General features: G+C 54.4%; 17 protein-coding genes. 8 read left to right on the top strand and 9 right to left on the bottom strand.

Going from position 1 to position 23,343, the window contains the following annotated elements; genetic code table 11:
* Positions 1-81 precede the first annotated feature (81 nt).
* Positions 82-1,725 (bottom strand): sodium/proline symporter PutP, encoded by a 1,644-nt coding sequence (gene putP, locus HMPREF0574_RS01115; RefSeq protein ID WP_004006824.1) that lies wholly within the window; start codon positions 1,723-1,725, stop codon positions 82-84.
* 284 nt (positions 1,726-2,009) lie between these two features.
* On the opposite strand from putP, the gene HMPREF0574_RS01110 reads away from it, so the two are divergent.
* Positions 2,010-3,032 carry a TerC/Alx family metal homeostasis membrane protein gene (locus tag HMPREF0574_RS01110; RefSeq protein ID WP_004006823.1) on the top strand — a complete coding sequence of 341 codons (1,023 nt, stop codon included), beginning with the start codon at positions 2,010-2,012 and terminating at the stop codon, positions 3,030-3,032.
* A gap of 30 nt (positions 3,033-3,062) precedes the next feature.
* Positions 3,063-4,763 (top strand): cell wall-binding repeat-containing protein, encoded by a 1,701-nt coding sequence (locus tag HMPREF0574_RS01105; protein ID WP_236585884.1) that lies wholly within the window; start codon positions 3,063-3,065, stop codon positions 4,761-4,763.
* Positions 4,764-4,769: 6 nt separating this feature from the next.
* On the opposite strand, the gene HMPREF0574_RS01100 is transcribed toward HMPREF0574_RS01105, so the two are convergent.
* Both HMPREF0574_RS01100 and HMPREF0574_RS01095 read right to left on the bottom strand, forming a co-directional pair.
* Positions 4,770-5,759: a bile acid:sodium symporter family protein gene (locus tag HMPREF0574_RS01100; protein WP_004006821.1), complete on the bottom strand. Its 990-nt coding sequence runs from the start codon at positions 5,757-5,759 to the stop codon at positions 4,770-4,772.
* A 34-nt stretch (positions 5,760-5,793) separates the two neighbouring features.
* Positions 5,794-6,078: a YciI family protein gene (locus HMPREF0574_RS01095; RefSeq protein WP_004006820.1), complete on the bottom strand. Its 285-nt coding sequence runs from the start codon at positions 6,076-6,078 to the stop codon at positions 5,794-5,796.
* 81 nt (positions 6,079-6,159) lie between these two features.
* Here HMPREF0574_RS01095 and uvrA point away from each other — a divergent pair, with 81 nt between their 5' ends.
* Positions 6,160-9,009 carry an excinuclease ABC subunit UvrA gene (uvrA, locus tag HMPREF0574_RS01090; RefSeq protein WP_004006819.1) on the top strand — a complete coding sequence of 950 codons (2,850 nt, stop codon included), beginning with the start codon at positions 6,160-6,162 and terminating at the stop codon, positions 9,007-9,009.
* Positions 9,006-9,398, top strand: coding sequence for a peptide-methionine (R)-S-oxide reductase MsrB (msrB, locus tag HMPREF0574_RS01085; RefSeq protein ID WP_004006818.1), 393 nt, complete (start codon positions 9,006-9,008; stop codon positions 9,396-9,398). The genes uvrA and msrB overlap by 4 nt, the downstream gene beginning before the upstream one ends.
* Positions 9,399-9,483: 85 nt before the next feature.
* Here the strand turns inward: msrB and HMPREF0574_RS01080 are convergent, their stop codons facing one another.
* Both HMPREF0574_RS01080 and HMPREF0574_RS01075 read right to left on the bottom strand, forming a co-directional pair.
* Positions 9,484-10,344 (bottom strand): hypothetical protein, encoded by an 861-nt coding sequence (locus tag HMPREF0574_RS01080; protein ID WP_004006817.1) that lies wholly within the window; start codon positions 10,342-10,344, stop codon positions 9,484-9,486.
* A 65-nt stretch (positions 10,345-10,409) separates the two neighbouring features.
* Positions 10,410-15,509: a DUF3320 domain-containing protein gene (locus tag HMPREF0574_RS01075; RefSeq protein WP_004006816.1), complete on the bottom strand. Its 5,100-nt coding sequence runs from the start codon at positions 15,507-15,509 to the stop codon at positions 10,410-10,412.
* 169 nt (positions 15,510-15,678) lie between these two features.
* On the opposite strand from HMPREF0574_RS01075, the gene HMPREF0574_RS01070 reads away from it, so the two are divergent.
* The 4 genes from HMPREF0574_RS01070 to HMPREF0574_RS01055 all read left to right on the top strand — a co-directional run bounded on the left by HMPREF0574_RS01070 (position 15,679) and on the right by HMPREF0574_RS01055 (position 18,188).
* A complete protein-coding gene (locus HMPREF0574_RS01070; RefSeq protein WP_004006815.1) occupies positions 15,679-16,125 on the top strand; it encodes an FHA domain-containing protein in 447 nt (148 codons plus the stop codon).
* Positions 16,122-16,859: a transcriptional regulator FtsR gene (ftsR, locus tag HMPREF0574_RS01065; protein WP_004006814.1), complete on the top strand. Its 738-nt coding sequence runs from the start codon at positions 16,122-16,124 to the stop codon at positions 16,857-16,859. Before HMPREF0574_RS01070 ends, ftsR begins: the two co-directional genes overlap by 4 nt.
* Before the next feature lie 181 nt (positions 16,860-17,040).
* Entirely contained in the window at positions 17,041-17,562 is a 522-nt protein-coding gene (locus HMPREF0574_RS01060; protein ID WP_050748356.1) for a MerR family transcriptional regulator, read from the top strand.
* A gap of 275 nt (positions 17,563-17,837) precedes the next feature.
* Complete coding sequence (locus tag HMPREF0574_RS01055; protein ID WP_004006812.1) at positions 17,838-18,188, top strand: RNA polymerase-binding protein RbpA; 351 nt, start codon at positions 17,838-17,840, stop codon at positions 18,186-18,188.
* Positions 18,189-18,239: 51 nt separating this feature from the next.
* Here HMPREF0574_RS01055 and HMPREF0574_RS01050 read toward each other — a convergent pair whose 3' ends face one another.
* From HMPREF0574_RS01050 to HMPREF0574_RS01035, 4 genes are read right to left on the bottom strand one after another with little or no spacing between them, the layout of a single operon-like run.
* On the bottom strand, positions 18,240-18,986 hold the full coding sequence (locus tag HMPREF0574_RS01050; RefSeq protein ID WP_004006811.1) for a polyprenol monophosphomannose synthase: 747 nt from the start codon (positions 18,984-18,986) through the stop codon (positions 18,240-18,242).
* Positions 18,973-20,568, bottom strand: a complete 1,596-nt coding sequence (lnt, locus tag HMPREF0574_RS01045) for an apolipoprotein N-acyltransferase (protein WP_004006810.1) — start codon at positions 20,566-20,568, stop codon at positions 18,973-18,975. Before lnt ends, HMPREF0574_RS01050 begins: the two co-directional genes overlap by 14 nt.
* Positions 20,556-23,006, bottom strand: coding sequence for a DEAD/DEAH box helicase (locus tag HMPREF0574_RS01040; protein ID WP_004006809.1), 2,451 nt, complete (start codon positions 23,004-23,006; stop codon positions 20,556-20,558). Before HMPREF0574_RS01040 ends, lnt begins: the two co-directional genes overlap by 13 nt.
* Positions 23,007-23,018: 12 nt before the next feature.
* Positions 23,019-23,339: a hypothetical protein gene (locus tag HMPREF0574_RS01035; protein WP_004006808.1), complete on the bottom strand. Its 321-nt coding sequence runs from the start codon at positions 23,337-23,339 to the stop codon at positions 23,019-23,021.
* Positions 23,340-23,343: the final 4 nt, after the last annotated feature.

The raw sequence follows: 23,343 nt of genomic DNA, 5'->3' as shown, positions 1-23,343 counted from the left end.
AATTCAGTCACTTTCTACCTATAATCTACTGCAATATTTTGCAGATACTTTAACCTTTCTTGTGAAAAGGTATAAAAACGTCTATTCCGCCGCGGAATCAGTTCCTTTTTCCTCAAATGCCACCAGCAGTCCTTTCGGATCAGGTCGTCCCTTGGCAATAGCCACGGCGCGCTCAAATTCCTCAAGAATCTGCGGGTCGTCCCGCCAGGTGGCTTGCGAGATGAGCCACGCCACCAGCAAGCAAGCCAGGAAACCGGGCACAATTTCATACAGGTGCGTATAGGCGACCCACGAAGCGTCACCGTTGTTGAACGCCTTGTTCCACAGCACTGCTACCCCCGCGCCTGCAACCATTCCGGAAGCCGCTCCTTGCCAGGTCAGTTTCTTCCAATAGAGAGACAAAATGACGATGGGACCAAAGGCAGCCCCAAAACCTGCCCAAGCAAAAGACACCAGTCCCAATACGGAGTTCGTGGGATCTATCGCCAGCAAAGCCGCCACTATGGACACCAAAAGAACCGTAATCCGACCGAGCAGAACGCCCTTGTAATCACTGAGTTCCTTTTTGGTGGCACCGTGATAGATGTCCTCGACCATCGCCGAAGACGTTACCAGCAATTGGGAGGAGACGGTGGACATAATCGCCGCAAGGATAGCAGCCAGCATGAACCCAGCCAGAACGGCGGGGAACAGTTTCGTACCCATGACCAGGAACACGGTTTCCTGGGGGTTACCCTCCACCCCATCTTTGGGCATAAGGTCGGGGATGATGCCTTGCTCGCTCATGGCGCGACCAATGATGGCGGTCATGCCGGTGCCGAGTAGACAGAAAACCATCCAACCCAGCCAGAAACGACGTGCCGGAGTGGCTTGGCGCGGAGAACGCAGCGCCATGAAACGCACAATAATGTGGGGCATTCCGAAGTATCCCAGTCCCCACGCGACGTTGGAAATCCAGTCCATCCAGCCTACGGCGTCAAGTCCGGTACCCAGGGGGTTCAGCAGGGAGTTATCGCCGGTGATGGACAAGCCCGCCGCAACACCGCCGAAACCACCGATAACAAACAGACCCATAATTGGCACCGCTACCAGCGCCACCATCATGATTAGCCCTTGCACCATATCGGTCCAAGACACCGCCAGGAACCCGCCCACCAAAGTGTAGAGAATCACGATGCCCGCTACGAAAACCATGCCGACGTGATAGTCCCAGCCAAAAGTCGAGTGAAAGAAAGTGCCACCAGCCACCATGCCGGAGGATACGTACAACGTAAAGAACACCACGATGATAATGCCCGCTACGTAGCGGATGATCTTAGAAGTATCGTGGGTACGGTTTGAAAAAAACGAAGGGACGGTAATCGAGTCACCGGCGACTTCCGTATATGCACGTAAACGTGGCGCGGTGACCAGCCAGTTAATCCAGGCTCCAACGGTTAAACCGATTGCAATCCAGCCGTTAAAAATCCCGCTCAAGTACATGGCACCGGGCAGCCCCATCATCAGCCAGCCAGACATGTCAGCCGCACCTGCGGAAAGGGCGGCTACAAACGGGGGCAAATCGCGACCGCCCAGCATATAGTCGTCCAGGCTCTTGGAACGGGTATAACCATAGACGCCAATCAGAATCATGGCTACGAAATAGATGATCATCGCGATGGCGATGCCTGCGGGATTAGCCGTGGTTCCAGCGGCTCCCGCGGGTACAACTGTGGTTATGTACATATTGAACCTTTCTGAAAATAATTAAACCAGCAACAACGCGGGCACAATGCTTCGACAGCGTCATCATAGTACTTAAGTCCTTATATTTTAGAAACGTGACCGCATCCTGGTACAATCGCTGGTGCGAAGGGGAGTATTCCCACTAATGGGGCATCGTCATCACGGTGAAACCGTCCGCTGCCAATGCTGCGGAACCGCGTCACTCGGTGTCACCAGCCTGCTGAACCGCAGGCGGGGAGAGACTTTCGGTACCCAACGATTTCGTACCGGAGGAAAGTTTACATATGCATGTGCCCCTGTTGGCTTGGATAATTCTGTTTGTCGTAATTATCGGCGTTTTGACTTTTGATTTTTTCGCCCACGTGCGCAAAGACCACTTTCCATCGCTGCGGGAGTCTGCAGCGTGGACCATCATCTACATTTCCATAGCTTTGGTAGCCGGATTGGTTATCAGTTTGACGTTGGGCTGGGACCTAGGCGGACAATACTTCGCCGGCTGGGTAACCGAGTGGTCATTGTCGCTGGATAACCTGTTTGTATTCGTTATCATCATTGCTGCATTTAAAGCGCCGCGGGAAGTCCAGCAAAAAATTATTGCGGTTGGCATCACTTTGGCGTTGGTATTCCGTTTAATCTTCATTTTGTTGGGCGCCGCCCTCATCGAACATTTCAGTTGGATTTTTTATATTTTCGGGCTGTTCCTGCTCTTCACTGCGCTACAGCAGATTCGCGAAGGCAGCGCTGACGCAGAGGAAGAAGCGGAGTACAAAGATAACTTTTTTGTGTCCGGGGTACGCCGGATTTTCCCGGTCACGCCCGATTACGTGGGGCATCAATACTTTGCCAAGATTGACGGTAAACGTCACATTACTCCTTTCCTGCTGGTGGTCGTAGCGGTGGGATCAGCAGACGTGATGTTTGCCGTAGACTCCATTCCTGCCATTTTTGGTCTAACTAACGAAGCCTTTATCGTGTTTGCTGCCAATGCTTTTGCGTTAATGGGACTGCGCCAACTGTACTTCCTAATTGAAGGTCTGATGGAACGTTTGATTTTCTTACATTACGGTCTGGCCGCCATTCTGGGTTTCATCGGGGCAAAGCTCATAATTCACGCCTTGAGCACGAATGAGATTCCGTTTATCAACGGCGGTCAGCCCTTTACGGGATTGCCTGAAGCGAGCAACGTGGTGTCTTTGGGCTACATCGTTGCGGTGCTGATTATTACCGCGGTGGTCTCCCTGTTGGTCAGCCGACGCCGTCAAAAGAATCAATCGAATGGAACAGTTCAGAACCATCCGGATGCTTAAAAATCAGCGATTTTCACCGATAATAAAGACGTGAGTGGACGTTTTATCTATCGGTGCATCGCCCTTTTTTCCATTTTAGGGGCAACCCTCGGTCTGGCAGCGGGATATGAAACCCCCGCCTATGCCATCGAGGGTGGGAACCTAACTGATCCAAGTGAATCAGGCTGGGCAGCTGCTTTACGTATTTCTAATCAATCTGATAGCGGATGGATGGAATGCAGCGGTTCTTTCGTAGCCGCAAATTGGGTCCTTACAGCTGCGCATTGCGTGGCGAATGCCAACCTGGAAGTCGCTTACGCTTCGGTGGGGGCGAGCATCAATCGAAACTTTCCCCTTGCGGTAACGGGTATTGTCGCGCATCCCCACTATGACATAGCCTTGGTGCGTTTAGATTCCCCTGGTAGAGCCATCCTGCCTTTCAGCAGTCAAAATTTGCCCTCCGGACAGGTAAGTGAGGCCTATGGGTTTGGTACCGGATTGAATCTTAAAACGACACAATTAACTTCTCTCGGCACTCTCAATGATGGTTATCTCTATGCTCGTTCCTCACGAGGAAAGTATTCAGAGGTTGGTGATTCCGGCGGACCTCTCATTAGTGGGGGAAAGCTCTATGGGGTGCTCTCGGCAGCGGTGCAAACACCACGAGGCTTCCTGCTCTCTGAAGACTACAAATATGTGCCGAGTTCTGCTTTTGCCAACTGGATTTTTGAAACTATCGGAGTTTCCAGTATCGACGGCATTGCGAGGGTAGTATCGCCCTCCCCAACAAAACCCGAGCCGCAACCGCAGCCACAGCCTGCTGCTCAGCCTCAACCGGGGACCGCTCCGGGAAGAATTGCCGGCACCAATCGTGTCGAGACATCTCTGCAAGCCTGGCGACAAGGCGGGTTCACCGGACCTTCCCTGGTCATTGCCACCGGGAGAACAGCACCCGATGCTTTGAGTGCCGGTCCGCTAGCTGCAGCGCTGGACGCACCGCTGGTGCTATCTAACGGTCCCCGCATCGAACCCGGCATAGTCGCCGAGATTCTGGGGAGGGGAATTCGTGACGTGAGATTGGTGGGAGGTCAAGTGACTTTTGACCCTGTTACGATGAGGGATTTCCAGGCACGGGGAATTCAAGTGAGTCGAATTTACGGCATGAATCGCTACGGTACTGCCGCGGCGGTAGCTCGCCAGACGATTACGGAATGGAACCAGCGTGGAATTACGCAAACTCCTATCTTGCTGGCAGATGGAATGTCTTTCCCTGACGCCCTGAGTGCGGGAGCGGGAGCGGCTTCTATACACGGCGTGGTGGTGTTGAATGCAGGAGCCTCCCTGCCTCCAGAGACTACAGAGTTCATCCAAAATCATCGGGCACAGTCGGGAGGAAGCATATTCCCCATTGGGGGACCGGCAGCGCAAGCGTGGAACCAGGCGGGGTTAGCGGATTTCCGATCGCAACCGATTCAAGGTCTGGATCGTTATCAAACAGCTCAGTTTGTGGCGCAAGCCTTTGCCCCCGGGGCAACCTCCGCGGTGGTAGCCAGCGGAGTGAGCTTTCCCGATGGGCTGGCAGGAGCAGCTCTGGCAGCTCACCGTAATGCTTGCCTGTTGCTGACCGACCCAAGTCGGCTTTCACCGCCAACGGCAGCCAGATTGGCACACTTGCCCAACCGCGCTGCCTCCGTCATTATCGGCGGATCAGGGGCTATTAGCGAAGCAGTAGCTTGGGGAGTACGAGGTTAGAGAATTTTAGAAATCAGCCTGACGAGGACCGGCACCACGCCCGAGCTGCGTAGCAATGACCGAACACATGATGAGCTGTTCCAAATGCAGCAGCATGATGGGCACCGCGATAGCACCGAACGTGGAGGTTGGGAAGATAATCATCGCCATCGGCAGACCGGTAGCGAGAGATTTTTTTGAGCCACACATCATGGCAGCTATACGGTCAGCCCGATTCAAGGCGCAAAGTTTCCCCCACCCATACCAGGTCAAAATCAGCATGATACCGACAATGACCAGCGCATCTGCACCTATCAGCACGAAGTCTAAAGCTTCCACGGTGTCCCACAAGCCATGCAGCTTTGCGCTGGAAACTGCCGCGATAACGACCAAATAAATCGTGCCCTTATCGACGGTTTTGGTGATGACGGGGTGAGCATTCAGCCAATCGCGGGTCCATCGACCACTTAGCTGTCCCAGAACAAAAGGCAGCAAAATCAGTATGGCAATATCGCGTAACGTCGTTAGAGAGACGGTACCGACCCTCCCTAACAGCAACAGCACCAGCAGGGGAGTTGCAAATGTCCCGACTAGGTTGGAGATAGTGGCGGCAGTGACTGCCCCGGCGACATTACCCCCGGCAATGGATGTGAACCCAATGGAGGATTGCACCGTGGAGGGCAACAGACAGGTGTAATACATGCCCAGGGCAAAACTCGGTCCCAAAAACCATCCACAGGATTGGTAATTCAGCATTCCCAACAGGGGATAGAGCACGAAAGTGGAGGTCAAAATGACCAGCTGCAGGCGATAGTTTTTTAGTCCGCCCAGCACTTCGACGGTTTTTAAACGTGCCCCGTAGACAAAGAACAGTACCGCAATGGCGTAGTGGCTGACTGACCCCACCCCAGTCACCACAGTGACCGGCAGAGGGATAAAAATCCCCGCAACCATAATCAGCAGGAGGGTAAAAACGAACCAGTCTACGTAAGCAAAAAACCACCGAATGAAAGGCATGGAGCCGTGCCAACTAACTCTTTTGAAGTAGCCCTTAGGAACCGATCGCCGGACCCCACTGGTGAGTCTCAATGGCTTGCACGATGCCGTGGACCTGATTGGGATCGTGCTTGAGAAACATCAACGCCTCCTCCGGCGTCTCGACGTTCATCAGCAGCAGCGCACCGGGCTTTTCGGTTTCATTCATCCAGGCACCGGCGGCCTGAAGTTTCCCTGATTTTTCCAAATTTCCCAGGTAAGCCAGGTGTTCGGGGCGAATCGTGGCTCGGTCGGCTTCCCGAGCGGGGTCATAGTGGTAGATAACGACGACTTTACTCATGCTGCAATTCTAGGCGTGTGCCCAGCGCCAACGAAACCGATCCGAATCGTCAGAAACACACTTGGGCATTAAACTTAACAGGTGCATGAAACTTTGAAAGTCCACGGAGCTCGCGAACATAACCTCAAGGCAGTGGACGTTGAAATCCCTCGGAATGCTTTGGTGGTGTTCACCGGTCTGTCCGGCTCGGGCAAGTCATCGCTAGCTTTTGACACAATTTTTGCAGAAGGGCAGCGCCGTTACGTAGAATCGCTGTCCTCCTATGCTCGGCAGTTCCTCGGGCGGATGGACAAACCCGTGGTGGATTTCATAGAAGGTCTATCCCCCGCGGTGTCGATTGACCAGAAGTCTACATCTCACAACCCACGCTCCACCGTGGGTACCATTACCGAGATTTACGATTATCTGCGCCTGCTGTTTGCGAGAGCCGGCACCCAGTATTGTCCGGTGTGCGGCGAGGAAATTACTGCCCAGTCTGCGGAACAAATCGTGAATTGGCTGTTCACTTTGGGGGAGGGGACGCGGTTAGAGGTCTTGGCTCCAGTGGTCCGGGGGCGTAAAGGCGAGTACTCGGAATTGTTTGCACAGCTCGCCGCCAAGGGCTTTACCCGGATGCGCGTGGATGGTGAAACTCATCGCCTGGAAGAACCACCGACCCTGGAAAAACAACTGAAGCACGACATTTCGGTGTCTGTCGACCGGGTAGTAATTCGGGAAGGCTCCCGTTCACGAGTGGCGGATTCTATTGAGACCGCTTTAGAGTTGGCAGAAGGACTGGTCGTGGTGGATTTTGTGGACCGCGACCCGGACGACCCTGAACGCAGTCGTCGATTTTCAGAAAAACGAGCCTGCCCAAATAATCATCCGCTCGCTTTGGAAGAAATCGAACCGCGGACGTTCTCTTTTAATGCGCCATACGGAGCCTGTCCCGATTGTTCCGGAATTGGTTCTCGGTTAGTGATTGACCCAGAACTGGTGGTACCAAATCCTGATTTGACCCTGCGTGAAGGCGCTGTCAGCCCTTGGACGAGTTCCAAAGATACCATGCAACGTATATTAACAGGACTGGGTGATGAAGTAGGCTTTGACCTCGACACTCCGTGGAAGGATTTGTCTGCACAAGTACGCGACTATTTGATGTGGGGCAAGAACTATAAGGTACGAGTGAAATATCGCAACCGGTGGGGACGGGAACGGGTATATACCACGGGCTTTGAGGGGGCAGCGAACTATATCCAGCGTCGTTACGATGAAACCGATTCTGATTTATCCAAAGCCAAATATGAAGGTTATATGCGCGAAGTTCCCTGTCCGACGTGCCAGGGACGGCGGTTAAAGCCTGAAGTTCTGGCCGTTCGCATCGGGAAACTCAATATCTCAGAAGTCACGGATTTATCAATTGATGAAGCGCAATCCTATTTAAAGGATATTCCTTTATCGGGTATGAAAGCTAAAATCGCTGCACCGATTTTACAAGAGGTACACGCGCGATTGGCTTTCCTAATTGATGTGGGATTGAACTATCTCACTTTGTCACGAGCTGCCAACACCTTGTCAGGCGGTGAAGCACAACGTATTCGGTTAGCTACTCAGATTGGATCCGGACTGGTAGGCGTGCTTTATGTCTTGGACGAACCTTCCATCGGTCTGCACCAGCGAGATAACCAACGCCTCATTGATACCCTGAAAGGTTTGCGTGATTTAGGCAATACCCTCATCGTGGTGGAACACGATGAAGACACTATCCGGGCAGCAGATTGGGTGGTGGATATTGGTCCCGGCGCAGGAGTGTCCGGCGGACAGATTGTGCATTCCGGAACCGTCAAGGAATTATTGCGAAATAAGTCTTCGCTTACCGCAGATTATTTAGCGGGACGGAAATCTATTGAAATCCCGCAGCATCGCCGCAAACCTGACCCGGAGCGCATTCTGACAGTAAGAGGCGCGCGCGAAAATAACCTACGAAACATTGACGTATCGTTCCCCCTGGGATGCCTCATCGCCGTCACTGGGGTGTCAGGATCCGGTAAATCCACGCTGGTCAACTCCATTTTGTACCAAGCGTTAGCCAGGGATTTGAACCGCGCCCACACGGTGCCGGGACGTCACAAGCAGATTGACGGCGCTGCTCATCTGGACAAGATTATCCACGTGGACCAATCACCCATCGGTCGCACTCCACGTTCGAATCCTGCGACTTATACCGGAGTATGGGATGCAATCCGAAAGCTCTTTGCCCAGACTGAAGAAGCCCGGATTCGCGGCTACGGTCCGGGGCGCTTTTCCTTTAACGTCAAGGGCGGACGCTGTGAAGCTTGCCGAGGTGACGGCACATTGAAAATCGAGATGAATTTTCTGCCCGATGTTTATGTGCCCTGTGAGGTTTGCGCCGGGGCGCGGTATAACCGGGAGACCTTGGAAGTGTACTATCACGGAAAAAATGTGCGCGATGTTTTGGATTTGCCGATTGCACAAGCCGCCCAGTTCTTTTCCGCAATTCCCAGCGTGTCTCGCTACTTGGACACATTGACAGCGGTCGGCTTGGGCTACGTGAAACTTGGGCAGAGCGCAACCACGCTGTCTGGAGGCGAAGCCCAACGGGTCAAACTAGCCAGTGAACTGCACAAACGCACGAACGGGCGCGCCATTTATGTGCTTGACGAACCAACCACTGGTCTGCACGTCGACGACATCCGCAAGCTTATGGTCATCCTGCAGGGACTGGTCGAGAAAGGTAACACGGTCGTGGTCATCGAACATAACCTGGATGTCATCAAGTGTGCTGACTGGGTTATCGACCTCGGTCCAGAAGGCGGTAAAGGCGGCGGTACGGTGGTTGCGGAAGGCACTCCAGAAACCGTGGCAACAGTACCCGGTTCATTTACCGCGCAATACTTGGCAGAAATCCTCAAAGTGAAAGGCACAAAATGACTGTAAATTTGAGCGACGAGGAATGGAAAGAACGACTGAGCCCCCGCGCTTATGCGGTGCTCCGTCAAGCCGCTACGGAACGACCGGGTACCGGGGAATTGCTCTTTGAATCCCGTGCTGGTCTCTACAGCTGCGGAGCCTGCGGGGCGACACTGTTTGATGCCGACACAAAGTTTGATTCCGGGTGCGGTTGGCCAAGCTTTTTTGAAGCGAAGCCGGGAGCCGTACGCGAAGTGACCGATACATCCCACGGCATGACCCGCACCGAAGTTCGCTGTGCAAACTGTGGATCTCACTTGGGACACGTATTCCCGGACGCGCCGCAAACCCCGACCGGAAACCGATTTTGCATGAATTCGGTGGCGCTTAGTTTTCAGCCTCAGGAATGACCAGTTCCCACCAGTTGAACGTCAATCGGCGCATCTGACCAAAATGTTGGGAGATGCGCCGAAACTATCCACGACGGAAAAGACCTTACAGGGTGGCTTTCTCAAGCAGCTTGTCGTCTTTCCCGATTCCACTCATGTCGACGGGGTGACCGTTCGCAATGTACAGGGGCGTCCCCGCATTTTCCCGACCGAGGCTCTTGAGACGCTGCTGCGCCAAAATATTAATCGGCATCAGACCAGATTGTTCGGTAGCCGGTGGCACTGATTTGTAATCTATGCCATGCTTTCCAGCAATTTTAGCCAGTTCCGCATCGGGGTTACGGATGGTCTGCGCCCACTGTTCATTGTTCTGGTTCTTTTCGTAATCAGCGGACTTATAGTTATCCATCGCGAACTTGGTCAAGTCCTTGCTAAGTCCCCATAGTTTCTCGGGCTTATTTTCGGCGGTCCAGTACATGAGGTTATTTGCAGAATACGCAATGTTGGGGAACTTCAGCTGCTGGGCGTGAGTCAGCGTCGGGCGCAACACGACTATCGCCTGACCTCCCTCGACCAAGTCGTTGAGCTGTTTACCTTGGTTGAGTTGATCCTCGAAGTCATTACAGATGTTGCACAAGTAGTCGTAGTACAGTTCCAGGACCTTAGTGCCTTTTTTCGACTCGGCAGTGATTTCGTCGTTAGTCAAAACTTTGCCATCTTTGAGCCAGATACCCCGCCCGGCGGCGTAGGTTTGGGGTTCGGCATAGCCAATCATCGTCTTTGTTCCCGAGATTGTGTCCGTAGGCTGAGCCTCTAAATCGTGTTTCGTGGTCGCAATCTTAACGAACACGATAATCAACGCCAGCACGATGGCGACCAAAACAATCGCCAGGATGGCGCCAGAACGATTGCCGGGGCGAGACACCGTCAAGTTCGTCCGAGAAGAACCTTTTTTCTGTTTTGACATCTGTGAACTCCAATCACTTACCGCCATTAAACCCTGAGAGATGGGAATGTTTCAACATTTGAAAATTATTGCAGATACAGGTGACCCGCCAGACGCCGGATTCGTCCGGTCTGTTCCAAAGACTTCAGTCCGTCTTGCATCCGTTGACGGATATCGGTACGCGCGGGAGTTAAATCTAGCACTCGTGCCACTGCTTCTGAGGTCTCGTCCTCAAGGGGCTGCTGCGTGTCGATGACCCAGGTCAAAGCATTATTAAACTCTTCGTCACAGATGTCTACCAAGGAGCGTTGACCATAGATTGACCCAGTTCGAAACACGGTAAAATCCGCGGCTGATGTTCCGGCAGGCCAAACAAATGTGCCGAATTTCGTCTTAATTTTCTGGACTTCTGGATTAAGCAGTTCCAAAATCCGTTGACGGCGTTTCGGATGCAGACGTTGCATCCCGAAGGCATCGGCAACGAGTTTAGCCAGCCGAACTTCCCCGATAGGCCCTTCCGTATACAGCACCTGCGCCAACACGTCAGCCACAGCGGCTGCATTAGCGGGATCCTGTAAATCATCGAGAACTTCCTTGGAACCCTGATTTTGTAAGGGTTTGCCGCGAGGGACAAACGGCTGTGGGACCGTTTTAGGACGAACAATGGCGGGAATTTGCGCAGTAAAACTGGGGGCTTGAGGTTCCGAGAGCTTGGCTTCGGAAGGTTCTGGTATGGGGTTTGCCAGGGGTGATGTAGACATCGCGGGGGTATCAGTTTTTTCAGTGCCTTCCGCGGTTTCCTCGGGTGAAAAGAGGGGAGCGAACGCACCTAAACCGGGCTTAGAAATTTTGCCGAGTTCCTCGTTTGGCTCAGGATTTTGGGCAAGCTCTATAAAAAAGTCGGTTTCTTGTGCGCCGAGCTGATCTCCCAGAGTTGGGGCATCGTGAGTCGAGGTGAGCTCTCCTCTCTCTACATGCGCAAATGCATCCGCAGGAATGTCCGCGATGACCGGTAGCGCTGAACGGGTTTTCCGTTGTACGGCAGGGGGAAGGTCCTCGATGCGGGCGGCAGGCTGTTCCGACGGAGGCGGGGTAGGCGCAGAAGGTTCCGGCTTTGTTTCCTCAGAATCAGTTTCACTTTGTGGCAGGGCTGGTGTCAGTGCGGGAGGAGGGGCAGCCCCGTCGGTCTGCGTGCGAGCCGCGGCTTCGCGCAGGGGCTGCGGTAAATCCCATTCCGTTTCATCCGGAACTTTCCACGGCTCGTCGTCACGGTTATTTTGCGCCGCTGCAATACGCGACGGAGAGGTGTAGCGGTCATCGCTAGCTACCGAGCCGTCCGTAACGTCACCGGGAAATGCGAGGTCTAACGCTATGGAAACGAGACGCCGCGTCACTTCATCTGTGTTTTCCATCAGTTGAGTCAAATACACATGTTCGATAGCGCCAAAACCGCAATGTTCCAGGAGGAATTGGGGAATACCGACCTCGCGATCCCAAGCGGAACGAACCTGTCGCTGTTCGGGACTATCCAAAATTAGACCTAGCCACGGCGCGCCTGCATCACCACGAACCGCTAAATCCAGACGTAATGATGCCGACCCCATATCTGTGCGGACTTCCAAACCCGCGTGCCCCAGTAGCCTCGCGAGGTGGTCACGCACTGCCGAAACTGGAACGGTATTGGGCATGATGCTCGGGACGTTTAAGACGTCTTGCAGTATGGCAGGCAGTCCAGATTGATCAAGGTCGCGGTTTACGACAAATAGCACCTGGCGATTTGTCTCTAACAAAATTCGAGTCCAAGCCAGGGACAAATCACGCGTGACTGCAGATTTCGACGTCTCCGGTTGCGAATCAGACCCCAGGAAACACACCAGTAAATCGCAAGTCGCGACGCCGTCACCATCGCTGAAGCCTCCACCATTCCCCGGTACTCCCGTATCGGCGCTGGGGAACGCTGCTCCGACCGCACCCAGGTGGGTGACCCGCAGATTCATCAGATTGATTTCACCCTGTCGGTTAGCGTCATCGAGATACCAGCGGATACCCGCTGCTAACTCAGCCGTCCACGTCAGCGCCGTGACGGCTTTACCACGGTTTTTCAGGCACAGATTCATCAACAGATTCCCGGCCTTTTCAAACCACACGTAATCGGCGCCCAGTCCCTGCCAGCCCGGATTTTCGCTGGCAAGTTGCAGGGGGAGGGGATGATGCGCCGCGGGAAATTCCATAATTAAAACTGGATGCGCTTGCACTTGTGCTACCGGCCAGGTGTCCAGCTGATCGGGACTGAGCAGCTGTGCCAAACGACCGGGGGTGGGGGTTAAATCTCGACCATAGCGGATAGTCAGTTCGTATTCGGGGAAACCTGCTGACTTGGCGAACTCGTAGGCGCTGCACGCCCGCCCTTTTGCAAAACTCGTGGCTGCGGGCAAGCTCGCCACGAACATGGCTTGTGCCGCACCCGCGAGAGCTTTCACCACGGACCCGGAAGGTAACTCGGTGGCATCGAGAATCACTACGGCGTCAAAACGGGGTGTTTCCTGGGTAAAATCAGGCAAACGGGTCACGACTTCCAGCGGAGTCAAACCCACAATCGGGGTACGAGTCAAGACACCGTCCAAGTCTTCACGCAGTGCTTGATGGATGGAGAAATTATCATCACGCAATCGTGCCCCAAAACTGCGCAAGGTTTCTTTATCTGCGCGCTGAGCAAATTCGCCTGCCGCGGTAATCACCTGATTCAGAATCTCACGACGAGTTTCCGTGCAGTTCAGCGAGAGTCGTTCCACCTGGGCAACATGAGTCACCGGATCAAATCCCTGCTGCGCCAAGGCTCGCTGCCGTTCGCGTACCGCCGCGACCGACAGGGCGTGTTCCAACACGCCCTGAATCGCCATTCCGCTGAGGGTTCCTTCCGCCACCCAAGTGACCAGGTCATCCAGCCCCAAGGCTCTCAGATGAGGGGTCAAGGCTCGAAAAGCCAAAATATCGTCCAGGGTCGAGTCCTCCGAGCTGAGCGACGTCCCCCAAACCTTGCGAACCTGCAAGTAACGACCCAAGGGCGGCAGACCTTTTGACCACGTTTCCAAATCCGGGTTCGAGACCTGCAAAACCTGTAAAACCTCAGCAAACGCGTCAGAAATCGCGCGCACTTGCTGACCTAAATGACCACCCTGGCGAGCCAGGGGCATCAAAGACTCCAAATCATCGCGGCGGCTGGGCAGATACCGACCCAATTCGATAGCGCTTCGCACCGTATCGGCATGGTTTGCGAATTTTTCACGCGAGTCAGGGGCTAAGGCATCAAAATCTTTCAGCCCTAACACGGGATTGGCGCCGATTTGCGAACCCAAGGCTTCCGCGCGCATCCGCAGGGCATTGAGGTCCTCTAATAAATCTGCCACCTTATTGGGGGTAACCGGACCGGCGAGGTAGGGTTGCAACTGAGATAACACGGCTTTGCGGCGACTGTTGCGGGTAAAACCTCCGGAAGCTTCGGCGTGACGCGCATCCATCAGCAAGTCTAAGTCTTTGCCGGAATGGTAAGCGGGGGCAGCAATTTCTAGCAGGGGAGTGGCTTCGTCCCACAGGTTTTGCAAGGACTGCTGCAAAGTTTCGATGCCGGAAGTAACCGCACGACGTTCCGCTTCGGTTAGTTCCACTGGAGCCCTGCCGTATCCAATCTCTAACAGGTCCAGCCATCGCGCGAAAATCGGCCAGGCTGCCAGGTCGGAAGTGGCAGACATAATTTCCAGCACGGCAGGGTGGGCTTGGGTAATGGCATCTTCCAAGGTTTGCAACGCCAATTTCAATTCCGTGCGGTCTATGCTGCGCGCACTTTCGCCCACCAGGGACCAGGGATTAGCACCGATGCCGTTCACCGAGTTGGCATCCAGATTTGCCAGTTCTTTGCCAAGTTTCGCCGCCGTAGACCGGTCATTAGACAGATAGGGGAAGTTCGGAGCCGCCGCCAGGCGACCTGCCAAAACCCGTTCTTCGGGTTCCAACTCGGCGGCAGTCATGATTTGTGCAGTGTAAGCCTGCCATGCGGAAACATGGTTGGGTCCGACCTCGTGAATCTGGTTGAGATACAAATCCAAATCCTGGGACAGAGTTTTCAGGGAAGCTCGGCAAGAATCGAGGTATCCTGTGTCAGCGTTGACTGGGCGATCCCAAGCCCCTCTAAGCAAGTCCCGGCTACGCTCATCGCGTTTCTCGGCGTGCGGGTCAAGAGTGAGGAACACGTGTTCAAATCCGGCTTTACGAACCCGGTTACGCAGTTTCTTAAGGCTGGTGCGGCTCCCCACGACCAGAACGGAATGCTGCTGTACTAGGGACTGCGCCAGTGCATTCACGACGGCATCAGTCTTGCCGGTCGCCGGGGCTCCGGACAGAATGAGGCTATGACCTTGACCAAATAACTTTGGTATCTGGAGTTGTTTGCGGTCGGCTTTTAAGGGCGCAAAAACATCTCCCGAGAGAGGGACGGTGTCAGTGTTATCTTCGGAAAGTTGGGTGGGGGCACTGTTGGTGGCATAACGTTGCACCAGGGCGGAACTGCTGTAATCCTGGTGGTGCGCTTTCAGGTCGGTCGCCACGGGGGACCAGTTACGATGGGACAGCCCCAGGGCAGCTTGACGTTCCAGCTGCATTTTGCCGTGGAGGGAGCTGTCTTGGAGAGCTTTCTCCAAAGCCACCAGAATAGCGTCGAGGTCGAGACCGTGAGAAGTTCGACCGGCTTTCACCCAGCGGGACGGAATCCGAAACTTTTGGTGCAACAAACGCACTACTGTACTGTTCAGCTCTAGCTTGTCACCCGGTGCCAGACGTAAATATCCCAGGGGGCGATCGGGGTCGGGGTCTAATCTGGCTTGAAAAATTGGAAAACGAACATTCCCACGGTTCGCGACCAGGAAACCGAAAGCGAGTTGTAGTTCCAGACCATCACATCGATTTGCCAAGAGCCAGCGCCAATGTTCGGCGATAGTGAGCTGCTTGTCCGCATCCCCACCAACGGTAGAAAGCGGGAAAGTCCCGCCAGCGCGCAACTGGCGATAGGTTGCATTCAGGGAGTCCGCGGAAAAGGGGAAAGTCAGGGCAGCGGCAGGTGGTGCTAGGGGAGTGACTCCGATTTGCTTATCAGTCAGAGAAAGCGCCCATTCAAGGTAGGCTGCATCCGTCACTATATTTCCCCTTTACCCCGATATTCCGTCTCTTAACTTACACGCAAATGCCATTCTAGGTCCTGGATTACCGTTCGAGCTTGTGACAGACCGAAAGATAACAAATCGGTTAACTTTTTTCCGGCGGTTCTACTAAAGTAGAGATACGTGATTTTTTAAGGAGGACGAAGTGTCGGAAACGAATCCAGGACCGGACCCTACTGAAACGGCAGTATTTGGGGCTATAGGCAGCGTTACCGAAACGGAACCAGAACTGGGGAAGCGAGTTTTGTCCTCCGCTGACGAGGAAGCTGTGGCGGCTCTACCTGCAGGTTCGGCACTGTTAATTGTGCAGCGTGGTCCCTCCGCGGGGGCGCGTTTCCTGCTCGATACAGACCGCATCACCGCGGGCAGACATCCCAAATCGGATATTTTCCTTGATGATGTAACGGTTTCACGCCGGCATTGCGAGTTTATTCGCCAGGAAAACGGCTACATGGTTCGCGATGTCGGTTCTCTCAACGGCACCTATATTGACCGGGAGAGGGTAGAGTCGCACCTGCTGACTTCGGGGGAAGAAGTCCAGATTGGCAAGTTTAGATTGGCTTACTACCCGGCGGTGAATTTTAAGCAATGAGTCAGGTCGCCCGAAAAGTCAATGACATTGGCAGCTCGTGGCCTCCCGAGGTAAGCCATGAGCCAACTATGTCTATTGGACGAGTCCACGAGATTATCGTGAAGGAATTTCCTTCGGTATCTCAGGCTAAATTGCGCAATTTTGAGAAGCACGGGATTGTCAGCCCGGCACGGATGTCCAACGGTTACCGCGGTTACTCCCTGGCAGATGTGGAGCGGATACGCTACGCCCTGAAAGCCCAGCGAGACAGTTACTTGCCTCTAAATCAGATTGGCGAAAATTTGCGGCTGTTGGATCTGGGGGAGGAGCCCCTGCCGGTGCAGCCAGTCATGCGAGTGGTGGCTTCGGAAGGACAGATGCGTCTGCCGACTCACTCCCGGATTTCGTTGCGTGATTTGCAGGTTTATACCGGCGCTTCTGATGAACTGTTGGAAAAGGCGGTCAATGCCAAGCTCATTGCTCCAGATTTTTCCTCTCGCTTTTCTGCCGGGGCAGTTGCGGTGGTGCAGGCTTTGGAAGTCTTGGAAAAGCAGGGTATCGAGCCACGCAATTTGCGTTCCGTCTATTCTGCGGTCAATGCGATTTTGGATTTGGTGGATCGAGTGGTGGCTCCGGAGCGGCAAAAGAATAACGCTGTTGCCAAGGATCGTGCCCAAATGCGAGCAACGGAACTCTCGGCACAGCTAGCGGCGTTAGCTGAGGCATTGCTGACTGTCGGTGTCGAGGAGCTGTAAGGCTGCGGGAATAAGGTTTGGTTCCCCGACAACCTTGCACTTAAACTTTAAGTGCAAGGTTTGGGCGCGCCGCGCATCGGACCACGTTTCTATGGTGCATAATCTAAAATAGAAACATACTTGAACGGAGGTTGCCTTGGAAAAGCCGAGCAAATCTGGAGTACCGCAGATTAAGCAGGGGATGCTATTTGGTGAAACCCTGCCGGTTATTGACGAAGAAACCGGGTTCCGCGGACCGACTGCCTGTAAAGCCGCCGGAATTACCTACCGGCAGCTCGATTACTGGGCGCGTACCGGTTTGGTAGAGCCTTCTGTGCGTAACGCTCGCGGTTCAGGGTCACAGCGTCTCTATTCTTTCCGGGATTGCCTGCTGTTAAAGGTGGTTAAACGTCTGCTGGATACCGGTGTTTCCCTGCAACAGATTCGAGTTGCGGTAGCGACTCTGTCCAAGATGGGTGTCGAGGATTTAGCTGGCATCACCTTGATGAGTGATGGCGCTTCGGTTTACGCCTGCACGTCACAGGACGAAGTTATCGACTTGGTGCAGGGCGGACAAGGTGTGTTCGGCATCGCGGTAGGTCGCGTCTGGCACGAAATTGAGGGCGAGCTGGCGCAGCTGCCTGTAGAAAACATTAATGATGACAACTTGGTGGTCCACGATGAACTGGCGGAGCGTCGCGCGCGTCGGCGTCAAGTCAGCTGAGAGGTTTCTCGCGTTCACAAGCGCGGTGCCAAACTTTTTGGCAAGGTAGTGTCCCGGTCGGAGGTTAGGGAGATGCGTAACGACCGGGACACTTTTTTGTACATATATCCGCGGGGACAGACACATAAACCCGTCATGTGTAAAATGACATAATATATATTATCGGATTGAAGGAGCGTCGCGAGCGTGCGATACCAAAGCTTCGCACCGTCCTTGAGCAAAATTCCGCTAAATCGGTTAGAATGAACCGCTAAGCATAAAAGGAGGCACTAATCGTGGCTGATCGCGCACTACGCGGGATGCGTATGGGTTCCAATTCTCTCGAGTCTGAAGAAGGCGTCGTTTTCGTCGAGCGCCAAAACGTAGACTACACCTGCCCGGAAGGACACGCTTTCGATATTCCCTTCGCCATTGACGCCGAGGTGCCTGACACCTGGGATTGCCCGATTTGCTCCAAGACTGCGGTACGCAACGGCGCGGAAGACTTCCAGGAGGAAAACACAGCTAAACCTCAGCGCAACCACTGGGAACATCTCATTGAACGACGCAGCGAGGAGGAACTCCGCGTGCTGCTTGATGAGCGTTTAGAAGCCTTGCGTTCCGGGCGGCGCCACTACGGACGCTAATATTCCCGGTTTCAACACTCCGTGGAGCTACACTAATAAAATGACATAACACTAGGCACGTTGGCATAGTTCCCGTATCCGCCACTTGGCGACTTCTAGGAACGCTTCCTTAATGATTGACCCGCTCATTTTCGAAGTACCTGCCCGGCGTTCCACAAAGGTAATGGGCACTTCCACAATCTTGCCCCCCGCCCGGCGCGTCCGCCAGGTCATCTCAATCTGGAAACCGTACCCTTTTGATTCAATGACGTAACGCTGCAATAAACGGGACAGGAAATCCACCCGATAGACCCGGAAACCCGCTGTGGTGTCAGCTACGCCCAATCCCAGCACCACATTGACATAAACGCTTCCCGCCCGGCTCAGCGCCTGACGCGGGAGCGACCACCCTGAGGTCGCTCCCCCACGCCGCCAGCGCGATCCGATGACCAGGTCCGGACGACCGCTACCATGAGCTAAAGCCAACAGACGCGGTAAATCCCGAGGCTGGTGCGAACCATCTGCATCGAATTCCCCAACCCAGCTGTATCCGTGGCTATCCGCCCAGGCAAATGCTGCCAAATAAGCCGGTCCCAGACCCTCCTTACCCGTGCGGTGCAACACATGAAGCTGCGGGTGATTCGCAGCTAAAGCGTCTGCCAATTCCCCCGTCCCATCAGGTGAATTATCATCCACGATGAGGATGTGAATTCCTGGCGCTTGCGCCAAAACCTCTGTGGTAATCCACTCGAGGTTTTCTCGCTCGTTATAGGTCGGGATAGCGATAACGGTCTGCGCGTTATAGTTAGTGTTTTTCACGTTTCCAACTTTCTGAGAGTGCCAATAAAACTTGTAAAACCGCCGCCAGCACCACCAATACCTGCGCCCCCAGACCGAGCAGTTCGCCGGTGAAGGTTGCGGGGGTGGTCCCGCTGCGCAGAGGAAGGCTCGTGACGAAACTGCCTGCCTGGAAGTTTGGAATCACCCGCCCCACAATCTGTCCACGAGCATTAATCCGGGCTGTGGAATCCATCGTGGATACTTGGATGGTGTCCAAACCGTGTTCAGCCGCACGAAAGCGGGCAATAGCGAGTTGCTGGTCAGCTTCATCGGAAGAACCAAAGAAGGAACTCGACGTAGGCACATAGATAAAGTTCGCACCTTTGACCGCTTGTCGCACCAGGTCATCGTCAGCAATCTCGTAACAGATGGGACTGGCCAAATGCACGTCTCGACCGGAGAGCGAAACCTCAAGCTGTGCCACACTCTGCCCGGCAATTAGGTCCGCGGGAACCAAATCGGCTAAAAAGGGAATAAATGTGGCAAAAAATTTTCGCCAAGGCAGGTACTCGCCGAAAGGAACCAGATGCTTCTTGGCATAAGTGTCGCGGGCTTGCCCGTTGGTCCACACCAAGATGGTGTTTTGCAAAGAACTTGTGTCGAGGTTCGATCCGGCAAGGTTAGCTACGCCTGGTCCGCGGGCTCCCGCTCCTAACGTACCCGTAATGAGCGGAGCTTGAAAGGCGGCTGTCACCTGGTTCACCAGAGCAGCTGCATGATGACTGGTCCGCGGGTCTATGTCTGCCGCGTTTTCCGCCCACAACACCAAATCAACGTGACGAGACGTCCGTTGACGCAGGCGGAGAGACTCCGCTACGTGGTTTAGCAACACTTCATAAGGCTGCCCGAATGCCGTTTGTGGCTCGCGTCCCGGCGTATTGCCCTGGACCGCAGCGACTGTCACATGCCTGGTAACAACGGGCAACGCCGGATGCACCAAGGTGGGGAATACGACGACGGCAATGAGAGCGACCAGCGACACCATCCTCAGCATCAGACCACGGTGGCGATTCAAAAGTTCCAGCACGGCAGCGGCTATGAATACACAAACCCCGCTGACCAGCACACTGCCTCCCCAGGGTGCCCATGCCAACAACGGCGTATCCACCACCGCAAAAGCAAGTTTTGCCCAGGGAAACCCACCGAAAGGAATCAAGGAGCGCAACTGTTCCACGCCGACCCATGCCAGAGGCGCCCAAACCAGCCGTAACATCCCCAACGAACGGGGAAACCGTGGAATAGCCTGATCCCCACGCACCCACACTTGTGCAAAAAAACAAATAAACAGCGTCTCTAAAATCGTCAGGGCAATCCACGGAAAAGCTGAACCTGCAGAAACCCCGGTCCAGCTCAGCTGCGGACCGAAAAAACCGAGCCCCCACACTGCTGACACTAACAAAACACGCCGCCTGCGAGAACCACAACCGAACTGACGACGCAAGGTTCCCAGCAAAATCATGAGGGAAAGAATCAGCAAAGGCCACACATTCCAGTGCGGAAAAGCCAGGGCTCCCGCCACTCCCCCTATGAAAGCTAGGGGCAGAGCTATCAGAAGTCCCACGTCACCACTCCCCGCTTCACCTGATTGATAACGCTGCGGAATTTCGCGTGCAGAGCCGGATTGAGGTTCAGTTTGCGCAACTGGTCGGCGAGGTCTATAACCTGGCGGATGACCCGCACGAAGTCCCCGGCGCTCATGCCGGTCAGCTCCAAGCATTGCCCGAGACTGATGTCTTGCGCCCACGCCACAACTCCAGGCAACAAATCTGTCTCCAATGGCGGGTATGCCTCCAGATAGTGTTCTTGCTGGAGAGTAGCGATTTCAAAGTTAATTCGCCCCATCGATTCCAGTGCTATCGCCAGACTGGCAGATGCCTCGGCTGGAATCAAACGGGACAGTCCGCCAGTACGGTTTTGCGCCAGGCACACCGAGAGCGCCCCTGCTAAATCCGCCACGTTCAAGTCATCGAAGACGCCGCGACGTAAACATTCCACCACCAGCAAATCACGCTCGTTATAGACCGACTGCAACATGATTCCCGCGTCACGAAGCTGAAAATTATCATCAACATAGTCCAGTTCCCGCAGCACTTGACAGGTGTGATCCAACTGACGTGCCAGGGACTTTGTGCGAGTTTCAATCCGCTGGCGAGTGATCCGGGCAGATTCTCGGTTTTTGGCAGCCTGGTGGGCTTTCACCAGATGTTTGTCCCGTTCTGGACAGTTATAGACCGGGTGGGCTTTCATCTGGGCGCGTGCCTGCTCTATAGCCCGACGGTCGGCTTGCTGGTTCTGGGGGGTATTTTCCCCGCTGTGGCGTCGCTGTTTAGCTTGTTTTTCGGTTTTGGAAAGGGCGTTCATCAAGTCCAGCAGCGCCATCACGTCCCCGCGCTCGCAACTGGCACTGCGTTCTTGATCCGCTGCCAAATCTTCAAACCGGCGCAGTTGTGCGAACAATTTGCGTGAACTTCCCAACGCTACATATTGAGCAAAAGACTTTTCAACGGTTTCCTTTGCCCCCTCCAGCGTAGTGCGAGCCAGCAGGTTTACTGCCATGTTAAACGTTGGTACGAAAGCCGAGTGCAGCGGGTAGGTTTGTTGACTCGCCAAATTAGCCAGCAGCTGGGGCGGATTCTTCACTTCCATGAGAGTCAGCGCATGTCCCACCGAATCAATCCCGCGGCGTCCAGCGCGACCCGTGAGCTGGGTGTACTCCCCCGGCGTCAAGTTCGCGCGTTCCTGACCGTTCCATTTATTCAGCGATTCCAGGACAACGGTGCGGGCAGGCATGTTAATCCCGAGGGCCAGCGTTTCGGTAGCAAAGACCAGGCGAATCAAGCCTTTCGCGAATAGCGACTCGGTCAGTTGCTTTTGAATCGGCAGTAATCCGGCGTGATGTGGGGCGATACCGGCAGCCAGGGTTTCTTCCCAGTTCGAAACGTCAATAGCGCTCAAATCGCCCTGGCTGAACCCTGCCAGCGTAGTTTCTACCTCGAGACGAATCTGGTCGGCTTCTTCTGTAGTGGTGAAACGTAGACCGGCGTCAAACACCTGCGCTGCCGCATCGTTACAGCCCTGCCGGGAAAATATAAACACAATCGCCGGGAGCAAATCCTGCTGTTCCAGACTGCGTGCTACGGCGGGTCTGTCCGCGCGAATCCGGCGGGGCATCCGCCCCCGACGCGGCATGACCTGCTGGGCAGCTTGCGCTAGCAGAGCCCGGTTCAGGTGTCCACCCACCTCACCTTTGGCAAATAGGGGCAGAACTTCGCCCGAGGCGCTAATCATAAAGTGTTTCAACGGCACCGGGCGGACAGAGGTCGAAATGACGGTGGTGGGACCGCGCAAAGTCTGGAGCCATTGGGCGAAAACATTAGCGTTAGAAATCGTGGCAGAAAGGCAAATCAGACGCACCGCCGCATCGAGGTGAATAATGATTTCTTCCCACACCGGTCCACGGAAATGATCGGAGAGATAATGAACCTCATCCATGACTACATATCCCAGGTCTGCCAGCGGCGCCGCGGCGTAAATCATGTTCCGCAGCACTTCGGTGGTCATCACAATGATGGCGGCGTCGCCATTTATCGCGGTGTCGCCGGTCAACAATCCGACATTATCGACACCGAATAACTCCACCAGTTCCAGATACTTTTGGTTGGACAGAGCTTTAATCGGGGTCGTGTAAAACAGGCGTTTGCCCTGGTGAAAAGCCAGGAAAATCCCGTAAAAGCCGACAATAGTTTTCCCAGCTGAAGTCGGGGCACTAACCAAAACATCTTGCCCCTTATCGAGTACCTGGCAGGCCTCGATTTGAAAGTCATCCAAGGGAAAATCAAACAGAGCTTGGAACTCGTAGAGTTCCGGAGACTGCTGGGTCGCTTTGAAAGCCTGATAACGCTGTGCAGGAGAGGGGTTGGTCGCGTCGGCGGCTTCCGTTTGCGCCAATCGTGCGGCAGCTTTCTGGCTTTCACGGTAACGGTGACGTTTAGGACTCATAATTTCAGATGTTTACTGCCGCGGTGCCACCAAATCGTAGCTCGCCCAACGGTCATGAGCGGCGTTCAGGCGGCGTTGTTTGTTGACCTTGCGAGCCTGTTTCACCTCGGCGCGTGCCACGCGTGCTGCGCTCAAAGTTGCAGGGTCTCCCGTAGGTGCCGGCTTTCGGACCGGTTCGCTAACTGACTCCAAGGCATCGTGGACGGGCATCTCAATATCGCGAACCGTCCGATAGAGACGTATCCCCCGCAAAATAATCCATACGGTCGTCGCCACAAAAATTGCCACGGCACAAATTACGGCGATGAGCCACACGATACCCTGAACACTCATAACT

It is taken from the genome of Mobiluncus curtisii subsp. curtisii ATCC 35241 (assembly GCF_000146285.1).
GTDB lineage: Bacteria > Actinomycetota > Actinomycetes > Actinomycetales > Actinomycetaceae > Mobiluncus > Mobiluncus curtisii.
Note: the sequence above shows the minus strand (reverse complement) of the source record. Positions and strands in the feature narration are given on the sequence as shown.

Bases quoted from the DNA above. Each gene is read 5' to 3' on its own strand.
- putP (WP_004006824.1), bottom strand. From the start codon at position 1,725: ATGTACATAACCACAGTTGTACCCGCGGGAGCCGCTGGAACCACGGCT.
- HMPREF0574_RS01110 (WP_004006823.1), top strand. From the start codon at position 2,010: ATGCATGTGCCCCTGTTGGCTTGGATAATTCTGTTTGTCGTAATTATC.
- HMPREF0574_RS01100 (WP_004006821.1), bottom strand. From the start codon at position 5,759: ATGCCTTTCATTCGGTGGTTTTTTGCTTACGTAGACTGGTTCGTTTTT.
- HMPREF0574_RS01095 (WP_004006820.1), bottom strand. From the start codon at position 6,078: ATGAGTAAAGTCGTCGTTATCTACCACTATGACCCCGCTCGGGAAGCC.
- msrB (WP_004006818.1), top strand. From the start codon at position 9,006: ATGACTGTAAATTTGAGCGACGAGGAATGGAAAGAACGACTGAGCCCC.
- HMPREF0574_RS01080 (WP_004006817.1), bottom strand. From the start codon at position 10,344: ATGTCAAAACAGAAAAAAGGTTCTTCTCGGACGAACTTGACGGTGTCT.
- ftsR (WP_004006814.1), top strand. From the start codon at position 16,122: ATGAGTCAGGTCGCCCGAAAAGTCAATGACATTGGCAGCTCGTGGCCT.
- HMPREF0574_RS01060 (WP_050748356.1), top strand. From the start codon at position 17,041: ATGCTATTTGGTGAAACCCTGCCGGTTATTGACGAAGAAACCGGGTTC.
- HMPREF0574_RS01040 (WP_004006809.1), bottom strand. From the start codon at position 23,006: ATGAGTCCTAAACGTCACCGTTACCGTGAAAGCCAGAAAGCTGCCGCA.
- HMPREF0574_RS01035 (WP_004006808.1), bottom strand. From the start codon at position 23,339: ATGAGTGTTCAGGGTATCGTGTGGCTCATCGCCGTAATTTGTGCCGTG.